Below are 17,656 nucleotides of genomic sequence, written 5' to 3' on the forward strand. Positions count from 1 at the left end.
GGACGCTCGGCGACGGCGGATGCCCGGTGGCCAACGGCGGCGACGTGCTGATCACGGCCGACCCGGCCGCCGGCTACGAGCTGAAGGCGCCCGACGGAGCCCCCGGACTGCGCTCGCCGGCGCTCGACACCCGGCACGGCCCGGACCGGAGGGTGGTGGTGCCCTCCGCCCCCACCCGCGTCCGTGGCGTCGAGTACCTGACGCGGGCCGCCCGGGACTCCGACGAGTCGCTGCGGTTCAAGGCGGACGGCACGGAGAACCCGCCGACCGCGTTCTACCCGTTCCAGACGATCACCGTGTACCACACAGCCATGGCCAACGACGACCTGGACCCGGCCGCCACGCTCCGCGCGATCCATCAGCTGCATGCCGTAACCAACGACTGGGGCGACATCGGCTGCCACTTCCTCGTCGACGAGGAAGGCCGCATCCACGAGGGCCGTTGCTCCGGCGACGACGGACTGCCCGCGCACGACGCCAGCGGCAGGCTGGTGACCGCCTTCCACGTCGGCGGCTTCAACTCCGGCAACCTCGGCATCGCCCTGCTGGGCACTTACACCGAGCGGAGCCCGCGGGAGGCCGCCCGCGCGTCGCTGAAGCGGCTGGTGAAGGTCCTGGTTCGGCGGCACGGCGTCGACCCGCAGGCCCGGGTGACGTACACGAACCACCCGGTCAACGGCGCCCGGAAGAAGATCGCGGAGATCAGCGGGCCACCGGGACTGGATGGCGACCGAGTGTCCGGGCGAGGTCATGGACCAGGAGCTGGAACGGCTCCGCACGGCCGTGGCCACCGGCCGCCGACCGCTCACCACTCACCACTCACCACTCACCACGGTTCCCCGCCCCTTGAGGTCACAGCCTCGCACCGGATGGGTCCGGTCCTGGCCGCCCGTCCGGTGACCTGGCAGGATTTCGCGCATGGTCCAGGTACTCCCACGCATCGGCACGCGGCAGGCGCTGCTGGGCTCGGTGGCTTCGCTGGTGGTCCTCGGGCTGCTCGCGTGGTGGCTGTGGCCGCGCGAGGAGCCGCCGAGCGGCACGGTCAAGCTCATGACCGGAGCCGACCGGGGCGTCTACCAGCAGTACGGCCAACAGCTGCGGACCGCGATCGCCGGGGACATGCCAGGCCTACGGGTCAAGCTGGAACCCAGCAACGGCTCCCAGACCAACGTCCACGGCGTGGCCACCGGGGAGGCCGACTTCGCCATCGCCGCGGCCGACGCCGTGCAGACGTACATCGAGGAGGGCAGGCCCGGCGCCGAAAAGCTGCGGGGCGTGGCGCGGCTGTACGACGACTACGTGCAACTGGTCGTTCCCGCCGACTCGACCATCCAGAACGTCTCGGAACTCAAGGGCAAGCGGGTCGCCGTCGGGCCCGAGGGGTCCGGCGTACGGCTGATAGCCGAACGTCTGCTGGAGGCGGACGGGCTGGACATCGACAAGGACATCGACGCACGGCCGGACACCATCGCGACGAGTCCTGACGCCCTCCGTACCGGCAGCATCGACGCCTTCTTCTGGTCGGGCGGACTGCCCACGAAGGGGCTGACCAACCTCGCGACGAAGCAGCACTACGCCTTCCGGTTCGTCCCGATCCGCAGCGATCTGGTGACGGATCTGCACGACCAGGGCGTCGTCTTCAGTCACTACCGGACGTCCGTGATGCCCGCCGACGCGTACCCGACCATCCTCACTGACTCCGTGCCCACCCTCACCGTGGCGAACCTGCTCATCACCCGTGAGGACCTGGACCCCAGGCTCACCGAGTGGCTGACCCGCGTCGTCCTGAAGAGCCGGGACAAGATCGGCGAAGACGTCCACGCGGCCCAGGTGGTGGACCTGCGCACCGCCATCTACACGGACCCCCTGCCGCTGCACAAGGGAGCTGCGGCGTACTACCTGTCGGTGAAGCCGTAGCGCGTCGGTTCGGGAGGCCGCCCCTGGGCCCGTAGGCCCTTGGAAGGCCTCCCTCAGGCCGGCGGACGCGCCCTGGGCACCGTCACCGTCACCCGCAGCCCGTGCGGCTTGTGGTGGGCGTACGAGATGGAGCCGCCTCCCGCCGCGATCAGCGCCCGGGAGATGGAGAGCCCCAGGCCCGATCCCTTGATGTTCTGGTGCGCGGTGCTGCGCCAGAAGCGGTCGCCGACGCGTTCCAGTTCCTCGTCGCTGAGACCGGGCCCGCCGTCGGTGACGACGACCGTGGAGGCCTCGCCGTTCGAGGTGACCCGCACCTGCACGGTCTCGCCGGCGGGCGTGAACTTCAGCGCGTTGTCGATCACCGCGTCCAGGGCGCTGGACAGGGCGATGGGGTCGGCCCAGGCGGTGGTGGCCGGGCAGGTACCGACCAGCGTCACGCCCTTGTCGTCGGCCAGCGGCGACCAGGACGCGACGCGCTCGGCGGTCAGCTCACCCACGTCGATGAGCCGCAGATCGGACTCCGCGTGCTCGGCGAGCGCCAGGTCGAGCAGGTCGTCGAGGACCGAGCCGAGGCGCTTGCCCTCGGTGCGGACGGAGGCGATCTCCTCGTTGCCCTCGGGCAGTTCGAGCGCGAGCAGGTCGATGCGGAGCAGCAACGCGGCCAGCGGGTTGCGCAACTGGTGCGAGGCGTCGGCGACGAAGGCACGCTGCTGTTCCAGGACGTCCTCGACGTTGTCGGCCATCTCGTTGAACGACCGCGCCAGCCGACGGAGTTCGGGCGGGCCGCCGGCCACCGCCACCCTGGACTTGATGCGTCCGGAGGCGATGGCATGGGTGGTGAAGTCGAGGACACGTACGGGCTTGAGGACCCAGCCCGTCAGACGCAGCGCGGCACCGACGGCGAGGAGCATCGCGGCGAACTCGCCCGCGCCGATGATCAGCCAGCCGCGCAGGATCTTCCTGCGCATCTGGTCGGTGGGCGAGTCGGTGACGACGGCGGCGACGACGTCACCGTCGTGGATGACCGGGGACGCGACGACGAGCCGGCCCTCCTGCCAGGGCCACACCTGTTTCGGGTTGTGCGGACGGCGCCCCAGCAGAGCTTCCTTGAGAGCGACGAGGCCCTCGCCCTCGGTGGGCCTGCCCCACTCGCCGGGGGCGTTGGCCATGGCCTGCTGGTCCTTCTCGCGATAGAAGACGCCGGCCTTGATGCCGTACACCTTGTTGTACTGCTCCAGCTCCCGCTTCAGGGTCTCGCCGCGGCCGTCCGTGGTGTCCACCCGGGAGCCGCTCGGGCGTTCGGTGACGAACTGGGCGAGGGAGGCGAAGCGCGCCGTGTCGTCGATGCGGTCGACGACCACCTCCTGTTGCCGCGCCGCCGCGAGACTCACCGCCAGCGGGATGCCGAGGGCCAGCAGCACGGCGGCCATCAGGATGATGAGCAGCGGAAGAAGACGAGTGCGCACGCGGGCACGCTACGGCGTCGGGGCGACCAGCCGGTAGCCGACCCCGCGCACCGTCTCGATCAGGGCGGGCATCCGCAGCTTGGACCGCAGGGAGGCGACGTGCACTTCCAGGGTGCGGCCGGTCCCTTCCCAACTGGTCCGCCACACCTCGCTGATGATCTGTTCCCGGCGGAACACCACCCCGGGCCGCTGGGCCAGCAGCGCGAGCAGATCGAACTCCTTGCGGGTCAGCTGGACGACCGAGCCGTCCACGCTGACCTGCCGGGTGGGCAGCTCGATGAGTACGGACCCGAGGCGCAGCCCGCTGTCGCCGGGGGCGGCGGCCTCGTCGGGGGCCCGGCGGCGGGCGACGGCGTGGATACGGGCGAGGAGCTCGCCGGTGTCGTACGGCTTGACCACGTAGTCGTCAGCGCCGAGGTTGAGGCCGTGGATCCGGGACCGTACGTCGGCGCGGGCCGTCACCATGATCACCGGGGTGCTGGTGCGCTTGCGGATCTTGCCGCAGACCTCGTAACCGTCCTGGTCGGGCAGGCCGAGGTCGAGCAGGACGACCCCGAAGCCGTTCCCCTCGGGAACGAGCGCCTGGAGGGCCTCCTCGCCGCTGCGGGCGTGCGTGACGTCGAAGCCGTGCCGGGCCAGGACCGCGGACAGGGCGGCGGCGACATGGTTGTCGTCCTCGACGAGGAGCAGTCTCATTCCGGCCCCTTCCGGCTCGGTCGGTCGCTTGTTTCGGTCATCTGTGCGTCTCAGGGTCTCGGGCTGGCACACATTACGCGGATTCGCATCCCGGGCACGCGCGCATCGGCCCCTTCGCAGTCACACTGATGAGTGAGGACGCCGTCAAGGCCGTACGAGTTCCGAGCGGGTTCCGTTACCCAGCCGGAATGCCCCGCGCGAAGCCGTCACGTGCAGTGTCCGTCCGGCTACCAGATCGTTATGCTCAATTCTCGCTCAGATGTAATGACGCTGGTCGTCGCCGGTCACTACTGTCCTCCGAAACCGAGGAAGACGGAGCCCAAAGCGATGACCGAAGTTTCGGTGGTCAAGGACGCGGTGCCCGCGGCCGACGACCTGGTCGTCCTGAAGAGCGTCAACAAGCACTTCGGCGCGTTGCACGTACTCCAGGACATCGATCTGACGATCACCAGGGGCGAGGTCGTCGTGGTGATCGGACCCTCTGGGTCCGGCAAGTCCACCCTGTGCCGCACCATCAACCGGCTGGAGTCGGTCGACTCCGGCGACATCCTGATCGACGGCAAGCCGCTGCCCGCGGAGGGCAAGGCGCTCGCGAAACTGCGGGCGGACGTCGGCATGGTGTTCCAGTCGTTCAATCTCTTCGCGCACAAGACCGTGCTCGAGAACGTGATGCTGGGGCAGCTCAAGGTCCGCAAGGCCGACAGGAAGAAGGCCGAGGAGAAGGCCCGGAGCCTGCTGGACCGGGTCGGCGTGAGCACCCAGGCGGACAAGTACCCCGCGCAGCTCTCGGGCGGCCAGCAGCAGCGTGTCGCGATCGCGCGGGCGCTGGCCATGGACCCCAAGGTCATGCTCTTCGACGAGCCGACCTCGGCACTGGACCCCGAGATGATCAACGAGGTCCTGGAGGTCATGCAGCAGCTCGCCCGGGAGGGCATGACCATGGTCGTGGTCACCCACGAGATGGGCTTCGCCCGTTCGGCCGCCAATCGGGTGGTCTTCATGGCGGACGGCCGCATCGTCGAAGAGGCTGTGCCGGACCAGTTCTTCAGCAACCCCCGCAGCGACCGGGCCAAGGACTTCCTGTCGAAGATCCTGCACCACTGACGGCCCCGCCGACGCCGTTTCCCGCCCCCGGCACCCGCACCATGACGGTCCGCATCTCTTCTCCACTCAAAGGATGTTCACCATGAAGCTCCGCAAGGTCTCCGCCGCAGCGGCCACCGCCCTCGTCCTCGCTCTTACGGCCACCGCCTGTGGTGGTGACGACAGCAGCAGCAACGAGAGCGGCTCGGGCTCCGGTTCCGGTGGCGGCGACAAGATCAAGATTGGTATCAAGTACGACCAGCCAGGTCTCGGCCTGAAGAACCCCGACGGTTCCTTCTCCGGCTTCGACGTGGACGTGGCGACGTACGTGGCCAAGGAGCTCGGCTACGAGCCCAAGCAGATCGAGTTCGTCGAGACCAAGAGCGCCGACCGTGAGAACGCCCTGGCCCGCGGCGACGTCAAGTTCATCGCGGCCACCTACTCGATCAACGACGAGCGCGCGAAGCTGGTCGACTTCGCCGGCCCGTACCTGCTGGCCCACCAGGACCTGCTGGTGAAGGCCGACTCCGACATCAGCAAGGGCACGGACCTCAACGGCAAGAAGCTGTGCTCGGTGACCGGTTCCACCTCGGCGGAGAACGTCAAGAAGGACATCGCCCCGGACGCCCAGCTGAAGGAGTACGGCGGCTACTCCGAGTGCATCGCCGGCCTGCAGAGCGGCGCTGTGGATGCGGTCACCACCGACGACTCGATCCTCGCGGGCTTCGCCGCGCAGGAGAACTACAAGGGTCAGTTCAAGCTCGCGGGCCTGAAGCTCAGCAACGAGAACTACGGCATCGGCGTCAAGAAGGGCGACTCCGCGACCGTCGACAAGATCAACGCCGCGCTGGAGAAGATGGTCAGCGACGGCGCCTGGGAGACCGCGGTCAAGGAGAACTTCGGCCCGGCCGACTACAAGAACGAGCCCGCCCCGAAGATCGGCGACATCAAGTAAGCGGACATCCGCATCCAGCGCGGTTCTCGTAGTCGCGCCGCCGCCCGCCGCAGAGCGCGGTAGGGGCGGCGGCGCGGCGCGCCTGCCTCGTACGCCACACACCCGGAAGCGCGGGAGACAGTGTTCGACTTCCTTTCAAACTACAACGACCCAAGCTTCTTGGGTGCGTTCTGGATGACGGTCAAGCTCACCGTCCTCTCAGCCATCGGCTCACTGGTCTGGGGAACCCTGCTGGCGGCCATGCGCGTCAGCCCCGTACCCCTGATGCGCGGCTTCGGCACCGTCTATGTGAACCTCGTGCGGAACATCCCGCTGACCGTCATCATCGTCTTCACGTCGCTGGGTCTCGCCGACATCTTCGGCATGACGATGGGCGCGCCCGACGACTTCAAGGTCCAGGGCTTCCGGCTCGCCATCCTCGGCTTCGTCGCCTACACCGCGGCCTTCGTATGCGAGGCACTGCGCTCCGGCATCAATACCGTGCCCGTCGGCCAGGCTGAGGCAGCCCGCGCCATCGGGCTGAGCTTCACCCAGGTTCTCGGCCTGATCGTGCTGCCGCAGGCGTTCCGTTCAGTCATCGGCCCGCTGGCCAACGTGATGATCGCGCTGACCAAGAACACCACCGTGGCGGCCGCGATCGGTGTGGCGGAGGCCGCCTACCTCATGAAGGGCATGATCGAGAAGGAGGCGCAGACCCTGCTCATCGGCGCGATCTTCGCCTTCGGATTCGTTGTTCTGACCCTTCCCACCGGCCTGATCCTCGGCTGGCTGAGCAAGCGACTGGCGGTGAAGCGATGAATTCCGTTCTCTACGACGCCCCCGGCCCCCGGGCCAAACGGCGCAACGTGATCCTCACGGTGGTATTCGTCGTTCTGCTGGCCCTCCTCGCGTGGTGGCTCTGGGGAGCGCTGGACAGCAGGAACCAGCTGGAGTGGAAGCTCTGGAAGCCGTTCTTCACCTCCGAGGCCTGGACGACGTATCTGCTGCCCGGTCTCGCCAACACGCTCAAGGCCATGGCGCTCTCCATCGTGATCGCCCTGCCCCTCGGTGCGCTCTTCGGCATCGCGCGCCTCTCCGACCACCTGTGGGTCCGCATCCCGGCCGGTGCGGTGGTCGAGTTCTTCCGGGCCATCCCGGTCCTGCTGCTGATGCTGTTCGCCAACGAGGTCATCGCTCGCTCGTTGGACGTCACCACCGAGCAACGGCAGCTCTACGCGGTCGTCACCGGTCTGGTGCTGTACAACGCCTCGGTCCTCGCCGAGATCGTGCGCGCCGGCATCCTCGCCCTCCCCAACGGCCAGACGGAGGCCGCCCAGGCGATCGGTCTGCGCAAGGGCCAGACGATGTCCTCCATCCTGCTGCCGCAGGCCGTCACGGTGATGCTGCCGGCCATCGTCAGCCAGCTCGTGGTCATCGTGAAGGACACCGCGCTCGGCGGCGTGATGATCGGGTTCACCGAACTGCTCAGCGGACGCGCGACGCTGGCGGCGGTGTACGCCAACGTCGTGCCCAGCTTCGTCGTCGTCGCGATCATCTACATCGTCCTGAACTTCATCATCACCAGCTTCGCGAGCTGGCTGGAGCAGCGGCTGCGGCGGGGCAAGAAGTCGACGGGGGCCGTCATCCCGGCTGCGGCGGTCGGAGGCGCAACGGCCACCGGCGGGGAAGGTGGCGGTCTGCCCGGCCTCGGCACCTACATCGACAAGAAGGACACCTGACGATCGATCAGGTGACATCCGCCCAGGATGTCCCCCGATTCGCTCCCCGGAGGGCAGTGGCATGATCGCCACTGCCCTCCGTCACTTGACGCAAGCACCGGCAATGGGTTGCATACGTTCTGTGATCGTGCACCCTGCTCCAACTTCCTGTTCACCCACGTCCGCCGGGGCGTCACGTCGGTCAGGGGGCGCCGCGCCGTGGACCCGGTGATCATCGTCGGCGCGGGGCCCGTGGGCCTCACGCTCGCCCTTGCGCTGGCGCGGCAGGAGGTGCCGTCCGTGGTCCTCGACGAGGGGCCGGGGAAGGACGAGCAGCGGCTCGCGCGGACGGTGGTCCTGAACGAGGACACGGCCGCACTGCTGGAACGATTGTCCGGCGTCCCGCTCTCCCGGGCCGGCTGCCACTGGGCCGGATGGCGGTCGATGCGGCGCAAGCAGGTGATGCGTCAGGTCCGGTTCGGGGAAACCGACTTCGACGTGAAGGACATCCCGCCCCGGGAGGCCTCGAAGGGGGCTCGCGGCGGCCCGGAGGAGGTCGTCGAGGGCTCCGCCGGCCTCCCCCCGCTCCACATCGCCCAGCATGTCCTGACCGCCGCCCTGCGCGAGGCCATCGCCGGGGAACGGCTCGTCAAGGTCGCCGTGGAGAGCCGGCTCGACGCGATCGAGCAGGAGAAGTCCGGCGTCACGGCCCACACCCGCGGCCCCAAGAGCACCTGGTGGCGGGGCAGTTATCTGGTGGGCTGCGACGGCCCGCGCTCGACGGTCCGCAAGCTCCAGGACATCCGCTTCCCCGGCCGTACGGCGGTGGAACGGCACGCGGTGGCGGCACTGCGCGCGGAACTCCCCTGGCCGGGCGAAGCGTTGCTGCACCGCATGCCGCCGTGGCGCACGTCGGGCCCGTCCGGCGGGGAGATCACCGCACGGCCGCTCACCGGAGGGGCCTGGCGCCTGGACTGGCTCCTGCCGCCGGGCAAGGACCTCGTGACACCCGAACTCCTCGTGGCCCGCGTCCGGGAGACCCTCGCCGGTTGGACGGGGGGCTCGACACCGCCGTACGACCTGCTGGACACCGGCGTCCACACCGTGCACCACCGGCTCGCCCGGCGGTGGCGGGTCGGCCGGGTCTTCCTGGCCGGGGACGCCGCACACCTGCTCGGGGCGCTCGGCACTCAAGGCCTCGACGAGGGGCTGCGCGACGCCGACAACCTCGCCTGGAAGCTGGCCCTGGCCTGGCACCACGGCCCGCACGAGGCCCTGCTCGACAGCTACCAGACGGAACGGCGCGCGGCCGTCGCCACCCGCCTGCGCGCCGCCGACCAGGTGCTCCCCCTGCTGCGCGGCGCGAAAGGCCTGCGGTCGTACGTCCCCGGCTCGTCCCGGGGCCACGACGCGCTCCTTTCGGACGGCCACCTGGGGTGCGGGGCCCTGGGTGCGCCGGGGGCGTACTCCGATTCCCCGCTCATGCCGCCGCCCGCCGCCGCGGAGACTCCGGTCGACACCCTGCCGGGTGCCCAGGTCGTGGATGTGGAGGTGACCGCGGAGGACGGCACCTTCGTACCTCTACGGGACCGGCTCGGGCGCGGGGCGCTGCTGGTGGTGCTGATCGCGCCGGGTACCGGGGTGTGGGAGCGCAAGCACTGGATGAGCGCCGGGCTCATGCCGCGCCTCACCGCAGCCGTCTCCGCCCTGCCGCACCACGCCGAGCTGCTGGTCGCCGAGGCCTACCCGGGCGCGGGCGCCCACACCGTCCTCCTCATCCGTCCCGACGGCTACCTCGTCACGGCCCTGAGCGGCGTACGCCCGGCCGACCTGTACACGGCCGCGGCAGCGACGCTGGGCGTGGCGGAGCAGCAGTCAGAGACGACCGGGGCCGCTGCGAGCTCCGGCTGAACACCCGAGCCTGTCGGCGCGACCGTCACTGTGTGTCCACATAGTGACGGTCAGTTGACCGCTCCGCCCTGTCATGGTGTACTCCGGTCCGTGACCGACACCTCGACGCGCCTGTGGCGGAGGGTCCATATGGACCTTGTCCGCTATGCGGGCTGCGTGTGTCGTCCGTCCTGCTGAATTCGCATCTCTTTTCTCATCCGCGCGCGCCGCCTGTATGCCGTCGCGCGCTCCCGAGCGAACGCACCTCAGGACGGTACCCGTGTCTGTGTCCCCCGTTGTTCCCCCCGCCTCCGCGTCGGCCGTCTCCACCCCCACACAGGCGGAGCTCCTCGACTTCGCCCGGCGGACGGCCGCCGACGCCGAACTGATCGCCTCGCTTCCGCTCGATCCCGAGGGCCGTACCTGGGTACGGCTCGAAGGCCCCGGCGGCAGCGAGGCATGGCTCATCGGCTGGCCGCCCGGCACCGGGACCGGCTGGCACGACCACGCCGACTCGGTGGGCGCCTTCGTCACCGCCGCCGGCGAACTCAGGGAGTACTCGCTCGCCGCCCGGCTGCCCACCGACGGCTGGAAGACCCTCGAACTCACCGAAGGCGTCGACCGGGAGCGGCAGTTGTCCGCCGGCAAGGGGCGCTCCTTCGGACGCCACCACGTCCACGAGGTGCTCAACGAGTCCACCGAGGAGCACGCGATCTCCGTCCACGCCTACTACCCGCCCCTCCCCCGCATCCGCCGCTTCAGCCGCACGGGACAGGTGCTGCGCCTGGAGCACGTGGAGCGTCCGGCCGACTGGCAGTGAGCCCAGGGCCTCAGCGACTCTGAGCGCTTGGCACACGAGTGGGCTCCCGGCGAACTCCGCTCGGGTGCAGTCGGGTTGTTCCTGGCCTGCCCCCGTTTCCCCGATCCGCGGTTCTTGAGCGCCGTCGCCCGTGAGGCTCCCGGCCCCCGCCAATCTCTCGCGCCCCCTCGCTCGACGCCCTCGGCTCAGTACCCCTCGTCCTCCAGTCCCTCCGTGTCCTCGCCCTCTTCCTCCAGTGCCTGCCGGACCACGCGGAGGGCCATGCCCTCGGGGTACCCCTTGCGGGCGAGCATGCCGGCGAGGCGGCGGAGGCGTTTGTCGCGGTCCAGGCCTCGGGTGGAGCGCAGCTTGCGGGCGACGAGCTCACGAGCGGTGGTCTCCTCCTGCTCGGCGTCGACCTGGGAGACGGCCTCGTCGATCAGTGTCGAGTCGACACCCTTGGTGCGCAGCTCCCGGGCGAGGGCTCGACGGGCCAGGCCCCGGCCGTGGTGACGGGACTCCACCCAGGCGTCCGCGAACGCGCCGTCGTTGATCAGCCCGACCTCCTCGAACCGCGACAGCACCTCGTCCGCCACGTCCTCGGGAATCTCGCGTTTGTGCAGGGCGTCCGCGAGTTGCTTGCGGGTGCGCGGGGTCCCGGTGAGCAGGCGCAGGCAGATCGCGCGCGCCTGCTCAGCCGGGTCCCCTGAGGGCTCCCCTTTCTCGGCCCTCGACGAGAAAGACGAACCCCCGTCCTGTGGCCCCCCGCCGTCCGGGCCGTCGCCCGATTCCCCGAAGCCACGCCGCCGACCGCTCCGGCCGCCGCGTCTGCCTGGCGCGTCACCGGCCGCACCGCGCGAGGCACCGCCGCCACGCCGACGCCTTCCGGCGGCCGAGCCCGCACCGGAGGGAGAGCCGTCCTCCCACCGGCCGGGATCACCATCGCCGTCGCCGTCACCCGGCTGATCGTCGTATGACTGACCGCCGTGAAGCCCGTCCGTGCCGTACGACGGTGTGTCGTCGTACGGTCCGAACCCGTGTCCGTCCGCGGCGGGCCCCCCGGTGCCCCCGCCGATACCCCCGCGCCCCCGGCTCTCGGGGGCACTGGGGTATGCGTACTCGCCCCAGTCCGTTCTGCGCGTCACGGACTAGCTCTTCGCCGCCGCAGCCTTGGTCTTGGCGGTCTTGGCAGCCGACGCGGGCACCGTCTTCGCGGCGTCGTCCGCGGGCGTGGCAGAGACCGCCGCGTCCGCACCCGGCTCTGCGGTGGGTTCCTCGGGCCGGACGCCGACGCCCAGCTTCTCCTTGATCTTCTTCTCGATCTCGTTGGCGAGGTCCGGGTTGTCCTTCAGGAAGTTACGGGCGTTCTCCTTGCCCTGGCCGAGCTGGTCGCCCTCGTACGTGTACCAGGCACCGGCCTTGCGGACGAAGCCGTTCTCCACGCCCATGTCGATCAGGCCGCCCTCGCGGCTGATGCCCTGCCCGTAGAGGATGTCGAACTCGGCCTGCTTGAAGGGCGGCGCGACCTTGTTCTTGACGACCTTGACGCGGGTGCGGTTGCCGACGGCGTCGGTGCCGTCCTTCAACGTCTCGATACGGCGGATGTCGAGTCGCACCGAAGCGTAGAACTTCAGCGCGCGGCCACCGGTCGTGGTCTCCGGGGAGCCGAACATCACGCCGATCTTCTCGCGGAGCTGGTTGATGAAGATGGCCGTGGTCTTGGACTGGTTGAGCGCACTGGTGATCTTCCGCAGGGCCTGGCTCATGAGACGGGCCTGCAGACCCACGTGGCTGTCGCCCATCTCGCCCTCGATCTCCGCGCGCGGGACGAGCGCGGCGACGGAGTCGATGACGATGAGGTCGAGGGCGCCGGAGCGGACCAGCATGTCCACGATCTCCAGGGCCTGCTCGCCGTTGTCCGGCTGCGACAGGATGAGGTTGTCGATGTCGACGCCGAGCTTCTTCGCGTACTCGGGGTCGAGGGCGTGCTCGGCGTCCACGAAGGCCACCTGGCCGCCGGCCTTCTGCGCGTTGGCCACCGCGTGCAGGGTCAGGGTCGTCTTGCCGGAGGACTCCGGGCCGTACACCTCCACCACTCGGCCGCGCGGCAGGCCGCCGACGCCGAGGGCGACGTCGAGTGCGGTCGACCCGGTGGGGATGACCTCGATGGGCTCGTTCGGCCGCTCGCCGAGGCGCATCACCGCACCCTTGCCGAACTGCCGTTCAATCTGTGCGAGCGCGGCGTCCAGCGCCTTCTCGCGGTCGGTTCCTGCCATGGGTTCCACCCGGTTTGCTTGAGTCGATCGCTTCACGTGAAAGACGCTAACGCCTGCCACTGACAATGGGCCCCGACGCCCGCCCGGCCTGTGGATAACTCGGGCACTTCTCCACGAAAACCCTGCCGAACTCCGACCTGGAGCCTCGCCGGAGCTTCCATAAGAATGGATGTTCGATTTTAGTGTCAAGCGCACCACGCGGCACCCGGAGCACTTCCGGAAGAGCGGGTTCACGCGGAGAGGGCAGCCGAAACAGCGCTCGGCGCAGGTTGGAGGTTGGAGGTTGGAGGTTGGAGGGCTACGGCGACGCCGGCCCTACGGGGTACCGCTCCCGGGCCCGGCACCCTCGGGCCCGGCACCGTCCTCCGGCCCGGCGCCTCCCTCGGCCTCCGTGTCCCGGCGCGCGGTGTCGCCGTCCTGCCGCGCGTTCGCGGAGTCGTCCACCGACCGTCGCGTGCCGCGCTTCTGGTCGAGCTTCTCCTCCAGCCGCCTGCGCACACGCGTGAGGACGTCGCGGTCGGTCCCGTCCTCCTCCGCTGTCCGGTGCGGCCGCCTCCGCAGGCGGGCGAGGAGGTTGCCCGTGCCGCGTCCGCGGTGCCCGTGCACGCGGGGGTCGTCCGTGACGTCGTACCGCTTCACGTACGCCCCGAGGAAGGCCTGCAGGGTGGCGATGGCGGGGATGGCGATGAGCGCGCCGACGGCGCCGAGGAGCGCGGTGCCCGCGATGACCGATCCGAAGGCGACGGCCGGGTGGATGTCCACGGTCTTGGCGGTCAGCTTGGGCTGCAGTACGTAGTTCTCGAACTGCTGGTAGATGACCACGAAGACGAGGACCCACAGCGCGTACCAGGGGTTGACCGTGAAGGCGATCAGCATCGGCAGGGCACCCGCCAGGTAGGTGCCGATGGTGGGGATGAACTGCGAGACCAGGCCGACCCAGACCGCGAGCGCGGGCGCGTAGGGCACGTCGAGGTACTCCAGCAGGACATAGTGCGCCGCACCGGAGATCAGCGCCATCAGGCCGCGTGAGTACAGGTAGCCCCCGGTCTTGTCGACCGCGATCTCCCACGCGCGCAGCACCTCGGCCTGCTTGGCGGGCGGCAGTACGGAGCACAGCGCGCGCCGCAGCCGGGGGCCGTCGGCGGCGAAGTAGAACGAGAACAGCGCGATCGTCAGCAGCTGGAAGAGGCCCCCCAGCACCTGCGCGGAGACGTCGAGGACGCCCGTGGCGCTGTTCTGCACGTACTTCTGCAGCCAGTCCGAGCGGAGCAGCCCCTCCTGGATGTCTACGCGCTTGAGCTCGGTGTGGAAGCTCGCGTTGATCCAGCTGATGACGGAGTCGAGGTACGCCGGGAAGTCCTCGACCATCTTGATGATCTGACCGGCGAGCATCGAACCGAGCAGCGTGACGAACCCGGCGGCCCCGATCAGCGTGATCACGAAGACCAGGAACGTGGCGAAGCCCCTGCGCAGCCCCTTCGAGGCCATCCAGCTCACCGCGGGCTCGATCGCGAGCGCCAGGAAGAACGCGATGAGGATGTTGGTCAGCAGCCCGATGAGCTGATGGAACGCCCAGCTGCCCAGCTGGAAGACGGCGACGAGGGAGAGCGCCAGCACCATCGCGCGGGGCAGCCAGCGGGGCATGCGGCCGCTCGGCGCGGCACCGGGCCCCGGGCCGGCCGGGGGGCCGGTGGGCGGTGTCGTGCCGAACGGGGATGCCTGGTGCGCGAACTGGGCGGTCTCGTCTGTGGGGGCCACGGACCAAGTCTCGCCCACGCCACCGACATTCAGGCGCCGCCCCCGGACCTTCCGGTCCAACGAGCAGCGTCCGACTGGTGAAGTCCGTTGCTTTTCAGCGGTTTTCGACCGGAACGCCCATGGTCGCGCACACCACGCGCCACACCTCTCTGGCCTCCCAGCCGGCGTCCAGTGCCTCGTGCACCGTGCGTCCGCCGAGGTCGGACATCACATGATCGCGCGCGAAGGTGTCGGCGTACCCCTCACCGAAGTGCTCCGCCATCCGCTGCCAGAAGACCGTCAACCGCATGACTCCAGTATCCCGCCCCAGGGGGTGGGCCTGGCCGGGACGGCCTGCCGATACCGCTTTCCGCCCTACGGTCGGAGCCATGGCCGAAACCGGAGCATCCCCACTCCCCTCGTCGTCCCCGGCGCACACCCCGCTGGCTCGCGCCGAACAGTTCGTCTGGCTGACCGCGCGCGTGCTGGAGCAGCGCCGCTTCGCGTACCACTTCCTGGACGGGGGCGCCGACGCGGTGGAGACCGCGCTGTCCGCCTACCGCAACGCCGACGACGGGTACGGCCACGCGCTCGAACCCGATCTGCGCGGGCCCGTGAGCCAGCCGCTGCACACCGGGCACGCGCTGCGTGTCCTGGACTCGATCGGGCGCTGCGGCGGACAGCGGGTGGAGCGCGTGTGCCGCTATCTGACGTCGGTGTCCACCCCGGACGGCGCCCTTCCCGCGGTGCACCCCAGCCAGCGTGGCTACCCGGTGGCCCCGTTCGTGCCGATCGTCGACGACCCGCCCAGTGATCTGCTGGCCACCGGGCCGGTGGTGGGGCTGCTGCACCGCAACCAGGTGTGGCACGCCTGGCTGTTCCGGGCCACCGACTTCTGCTGGCAGGCGGTGGAGTCCCTGGAGAAGTCGCACCCCTACGAGGTCCATGCCGCCGTGGCGTTCCTGGAGTCCGTGCCCGACCGCCCGCGCGCCCGGGCTGCCGCCGACCGCCTCGGCCGCATGGTGCGCGAACACCGGCTCGCCACGCTGGATCCGGAGCGGCCGAACGACTACCCGGTGTCCGCCGGTTACGCGCCGGGCGAGCACCACTACCCGCACGACTTCGCGCACACCCCGGAATCCCTGGCACGCGCGTGGTTCACCGACGAGGAGATGTCCCGTTCCCTCGACTTCCTGGCGGGCGAACAGACGGAGGACGGCGGCTGGCCGATCCGCTGGCGTCAGTGGGCCCCGAGCACCGCCATGGAGAGCCGCCCGATCGTGACGATCGAGGCGCTGCGGACGTTGCGGGCGTACGGGCGGGCGATCGACTGAGACCGGCCACCCGGTACGCGCGGTACGGGCGGTACGGGCGGTACGGGCGGTACGGGCGGTACGGGCGGTACGGGCGGTACGGGCGGTACGGGCGGTACGGGCGGTACGGGCGGTACGGGCGGTACGGGCGGTACGGGCGGTACAGGCGGTACGGGCGGTACGGGCGGTACGGGCGGTACGGGCGGTACGGGCGGTACGGGCGGTACGGGCGGTCGACCGCCACACGGGTGCGGTCGACGACCGGGTTCACGCGCGCGTGCCGCACATACGCGAGCCTCGACATGGGTCCACGTGCGCGTGGACCCACAACAGTCGTGTCAGCCCGTCACCGCCCGCGCCCCCGCCGTCACGATCACCGCGGAGGCCACGACGAGCAGGAACGGGGCATGCAGGAGCAGCGCCACGGCGGCTGCGGCGAGCCCCGCGGCCCTCGCGTCCAGCACCAGTTCGTGCCCGTCGGCGAAGGTCTGCTGCGCCGTGAGGGCGGCGAGGAGGGCCACGGGCAGCAGGGCGGCGAGGCGCTGGACGAGCGGGCGTTCCAGGACTCCCTCGGGCACCAGCAGACCGATGAGCTTGACGGCATAGCAGCCGATAGCGGTGCCGACGATCGCGATCCAGACGTTCATCGGTCCTCTCCTTGCCGGCCGTCTCCTTGCCGGCCGTCTCCTTGCCGGCCGTCTCCTTGCCGGCCGTCGCCTTGCCGCTCGTCGGCCCTGCGGCGCCCTTCCGCCCAGAGAACGGCCGGGGCGGCCACCGCGGCGACGAGGACCGGGACCCCGGCGGGCAGTACGGGCAGCAGACCGAGCCCCAGGACGACGGCGATGCCCGCGACGGCCCGCTCCCCGGTGGTTTTGAGCATCGGCGCGAGAAGCGCCAGGAAGACGGCGGGGCCGGCCGCGTCGAGCCCCCACGCGTCGGTGTCGCCGATGGCCTCGGCGCCGAGCGCACCGAGCAGCGTGGTGAGGTTCCACAGCAGGTAGAGGCTGAGCCCGGTGACGGTGAAGCCCATGCGGGCGGCGTGACGCGTGGGCTGGGCGAGGGCGACGGCCGTGGCCTCGTCGATGACCCACTGGGCGGCGAACGGCCGCACCACGCGCGGGAGGGCCAGCACCTGGGAGAGGCGCAGCCCGTAGAACGCGTTGCGCACGCCCAGGAAGAAGGCCCCGGCTGCCGCCGTGAACGGGTTGCCGCCGGCCGCGAGCGCCCCCACCAGGGCGAACTGGGAGGCCCCGGTGAACACCAGGAGGCTCAGCGCGCAGGTCTGCAGCAGGCTGAGCCCACTGCCGGCCGAGGTCACCCCGAAGGCGAAGCCGGACAGTCCGACGGCGACCCCGACTCCCAGGGCGTCCCGGACGACGGCTCCGTCGGACTTCGCGCCGCCACTGTCATGCGTCTCCACGAGACCAGTCTGTTCAGTCACCACGCCTCGGACGGTACGAGCAGTGCCCCTCAGGGGTCTTGTACGTTCTTGCGCCCGCGTATGTTTTCGCGCCCGCGTGCCTGGACTTCGCGCTCGCGCATGCCGTCCGTACGCTCGCACCCGTCGTCGAGACCGCCCACACGTTCCCGCTGGTACGCGCCTGGAGGCACGCCCACGATCCGGCTGAAGTGGCGGTTGAGATGAGGCTGGTCCGTGAAGCCGACGGCGACGGCGGCCGCGGCGGGAGCCGTGCCCGTGTCGAGCAGGCGGCGGGCCCGGCGGACGCGGGCGTCGGTCAGCCACGTGTGCGGCGGCATGCCGTAGGCCGCACGGAAGGCCCGGAGCAGCGCGAAGGGACTGGTGCCGAGGTCGGCGGCGAGCCGCTC

Annotated in this window: 18 protein-coding genes and 1 pseudogene; 10 read left to right on the forward strand and 9 right to left on the reverse strand. The window is 70.3% G+C overall.

Features of this window, described 5'->3' with window-relative positions; translation table 11 throughout:
• Positions 1–311: 311 nt before the first annotated feature.
• Positions 312–608, forward strand: a pseudogene (locus tag AWZ10_RS53490) (N-acetylmuramoyl-L-alanine amidase); the annotation flags it as partial.
• Positions 609–918: 310 nt separating this feature from the next.
• Positions 919–1,917 (forward strand): TAXI family TRAP transporter solute-binding subunit, encoded by a 999-nt coding sequence (locus tag AWZ10_RS05325; protein ID WP_060890568.1) that lies wholly within the window; start codon positions 919–921, stop codon positions 1,915–1,917.
• A 53-nt stretch (positions 1,918–1,970) separates the two neighbouring features.
• Here the strand turns inward: AWZ10_RS05325 and AWZ10_RS05330 are convergent, their stop codons facing one another.
• Both AWZ10_RS05330 and AWZ10_RS05335 read right to left on the reverse strand, forming a co-directional pair.
• Complete coding sequence (locus AWZ10_RS05330; RefSeq protein ID WP_046705385.1) at positions 1,971–3,383, reverse strand: sensor histidine kinase; 1,413 nt, start codon at positions 3,381–3,383, stop codon at positions 1,971–1,973.
• A 9-nt stretch (positions 3,384–3,392) separates the two neighbouring features.
• On the reverse strand, positions 3,393–4,079 hold the full coding sequence (locus AWZ10_RS05335; RefSeq protein WP_037700951.1) for a response regulator transcription factor: 687 nt from the start codon (positions 4,077–4,079) through the stop codon (positions 3,393–3,395).
• Positions 4,080–4,406: 327 nt separating this feature from the next.
• Here AWZ10_RS05335 and AWZ10_RS05340 point away from each other — a divergent pair, with 327 nt between their 5' ends.
• From AWZ10_RS05340 to AWZ10_RS05365, 7 genes are all read left to right on the forward strand, one after another.
• Entirely contained in the window at positions 4,407–5,183 is a 777-nt protein-coding gene (locus tag AWZ10_RS05340) for an amino acid ABC transporter ATP-binding protein (protein ID WP_046705386.1), read from the forward strand.
• A gap of 82 nt (positions 5,184–5,265) precedes the next feature.
• Positions 5,266–6,117 (forward strand): glutamate ABC transporter substrate-binding protein, encoded by an 852-nt coding sequence (locus tag AWZ10_RS05345; protein WP_020114116.1) that lies wholly within the window; start codon positions 5,266–5,268, stop codon positions 6,115–6,117.
• A gap of 120 nt (positions 6,118–6,237) precedes the next feature.
• A complete protein-coding gene (locus AWZ10_RS05350; RefSeq protein ID WP_060890569.1) occupies positions 6,238–6,915 on the forward strand; it encodes an amino acid ABC transporter permease in 678 nt (225 codons plus the stop codon).
• A complete protein-coding gene (locus AWZ10_RS05355) occupies positions 6,912–7,835 on the forward strand; it encodes an amino acid ABC transporter permease (protein WP_060890570.1) in 924 nt (307 codons plus the stop codon). Before AWZ10_RS05350 ends, AWZ10_RS05355 begins: the two co-directional genes overlap by 4 nt.
• A gap of 198 nt (positions 7,836–8,033) precedes the next feature.
• Complete coding sequence (locus AWZ10_RS05360) at positions 8,034–9,725, forward strand: FAD-dependent monooxygenase (protein WP_060890571.1); 1,692 nt, start codon at positions 8,034–8,036, stop codon at positions 9,723–9,725.
• Positions 9,726–9,815: 90 nt separating this feature from the next.
• Entirely contained in the window at positions 9,816–9,902 is an 87-nt protein-coding gene (locus AWZ10_RS55460; protein WP_316731559.1) for a putative leader peptide, read from the forward strand.
• Between the two features lie 82 nt (positions 9,903–9,984).
• Positions 9,985–10,524, forward strand: coding sequence for a cupin domain-containing protein (locus AWZ10_RS05365; RefSeq protein ID WP_046705391.1), 540 nt, complete (start codon positions 9,985–9,987; stop codon positions 10,522–10,524).
• Between the two features lie 185 nt (positions 10,525–10,709).
• Here AWZ10_RS05365 and recX read toward each other — a convergent pair whose 3' ends face one another.
• From recX to AWZ10_RS05385, 4 genes are all read right to left on the reverse strand, one after another.
• A complete protein-coding gene (gene recX / locus AWZ10_RS05370) occupies positions 10,710–11,648 on the reverse strand; it encodes a recombination regulator RecX (protein ID WP_060890572.1) in 939 nt (312 codons plus the stop codon).
• Between the two features lie 3 nt (positions 11,649–11,651).
• Positions 11,652–12,779: a recombinase RecA gene (gene recA / locus AWZ10_RS05375; RefSeq protein ID WP_037700973.1), complete on the reverse strand. Its 1,128-nt coding sequence runs from the start codon at positions 12,777–12,779 to the stop codon at positions 11,652–11,654.
• A gap of 315 nt (positions 12,780–13,094) precedes the next feature.
• Positions 13,095–14,537, reverse strand: a complete 1,443-nt coding sequence (locus AWZ10_RS05380) for an AI-2E family transporter (protein WP_079104294.1) — start codon at positions 14,535–14,537, stop codon at positions 13,095–13,097.
• Between the two features lie 94 nt (positions 14,538–14,631).
• Complete coding sequence (locus AWZ10_RS05385) at positions 14,632–14,826, reverse strand: DUF3046 domain-containing protein (RefSeq protein ID WP_046705748.1); 195 nt, start codon at positions 14,824–14,826, stop codon at positions 14,632–14,634.
• 79 nt (positions 14,827–14,905) lie between these two features.
• Between AWZ10_RS05385 and AWZ10_RS05390 the strand changes: the two genes are divergently transcribed.
• Positions 14,906–15,850 carry a hypothetical protein gene (locus AWZ10_RS05390; protein WP_046705747.1) on the forward strand — a complete coding sequence of 315 codons (945 nt, stop codon included), beginning with the start codon at positions 14,906–14,908 and terminating at the stop codon, positions 15,848–15,850.
• A gap of 317 nt (positions 15,851–16,167) precedes the next feature.
• Here AWZ10_RS05390 and AWZ10_RS05395 read toward each other — a convergent pair whose 3' ends face one another.
• The 3 genes from AWZ10_RS05395 to AWZ10_RS05405 form a co-directional block, all read right to left on the reverse strand.
• Positions 16,168–16,476, reverse strand: a complete 309-nt coding sequence (locus AWZ10_RS05395; RefSeq protein ID WP_046705746.1) for an AzlD domain-containing protein — start codon at positions 16,474–16,476, stop codon at positions 16,168–16,170.
• The gene (locus AWZ10_RS05400) at positions 16,473–17,270 is read right to left on the reverse strand and encodes an AzlC family ABC transporter permease (protein ID WP_060890573.1); all 798 of its coding nucleotides are present in this window, start codon (positions 17,268–17,270) and stop codon (positions 16,473–16,475) included. The genes AWZ10_RS05395 and AWZ10_RS05400 overlap by 4 nt, the downstream gene beginning before the upstream one ends.
• A 29-nt stretch (positions 17,271–17,299) precedes the next feature.
• Positions 17,300–17,656: helix-turn-helix domain-containing protein (locus AWZ10_RS05405; RefSeq protein ID WP_244172403.1), on the reverse strand; the 357-nt coding region annotated here is incomplete at its 5' end.

Origin of the sequence: Streptomyces europaeiscabiei (assembly GCF_001550375.1) — a bacterium.
In the GTDB taxonomy this organism is placed as follows: Bacteria; Actinomycetota; Actinomycetes; order Streptomycetales; family Streptomycetaceae; genus Streptomyces; species Streptomyces europaeiscabiei.

What these genes read in the sequence shown, in the direction of transcription:
- AWZ10_RS05335 (WP_037700951.1), bottom strand. Translation starts at nt 4,079, where the DNA reads ATGAGACTGCTCCTCGTCGAGGACGACAACCATGTCGCCGCCGCCCTG.
- recA (WP_037700973.1), bottom strand. Translation starts at nt 12,779, where the DNA reads ATGGCAGGAACCGACCGCGAGAAGGCGCTGGACGCCGCGCTCGCACAG.
- AWZ10_RS05355 (WP_060890570.1), top strand. Translation starts at nt 6,912, where the DNA reads ATGAATTCCGTTCTCTACGACGCCCCCGGCCCCCGGGCCAAACGGCGC.
- AWZ10_RS05325 (WP_060890568.1), top strand. Translation starts at nt 919, where the DNA reads ATGGTCCAGGTACTCCCACGCATCGGCACGCGGCAGGCGCTGCTGGGC.
- AWZ10_RS05385 (WP_046705748.1), bottom strand. Translation starts at nt 14,826, where the DNA reads ATGCGGTTGACGGTCTTCTGGCAGCGGATGGCGGAGCACTTCGGTGAG.
- AWZ10_RS05395 (WP_046705746.1), bottom strand. Translation starts at nt 16,476, where the DNA reads ATGAACGTCTGGATCGCGATCGTCGGCACCGCTATCGGCTGCTATGCC.
- AWZ10_RS05390 (WP_046705747.1), top strand. Translation starts at nt 14,906, where the DNA reads ATGGCCGAAACCGGAGCATCCCCACTCCCCTCGTCGTCCCCGGCGCAC.
- AWZ10_RS05345 (WP_020114116.1), top strand. Translation starts at nt 5,266, where the DNA reads ATGAAGCTCCGCAAGGTCTCCGCCGCAGCGGCCACCGCCCTCGTCCTC.
- AWZ10_RS05340 (WP_046705386.1), top strand. Translation starts at nt 4,407, where the DNA reads ATGACCGAAGTTTCGGTGGTCAAGGACGCGGTGCCCGCGGCCGACGAC.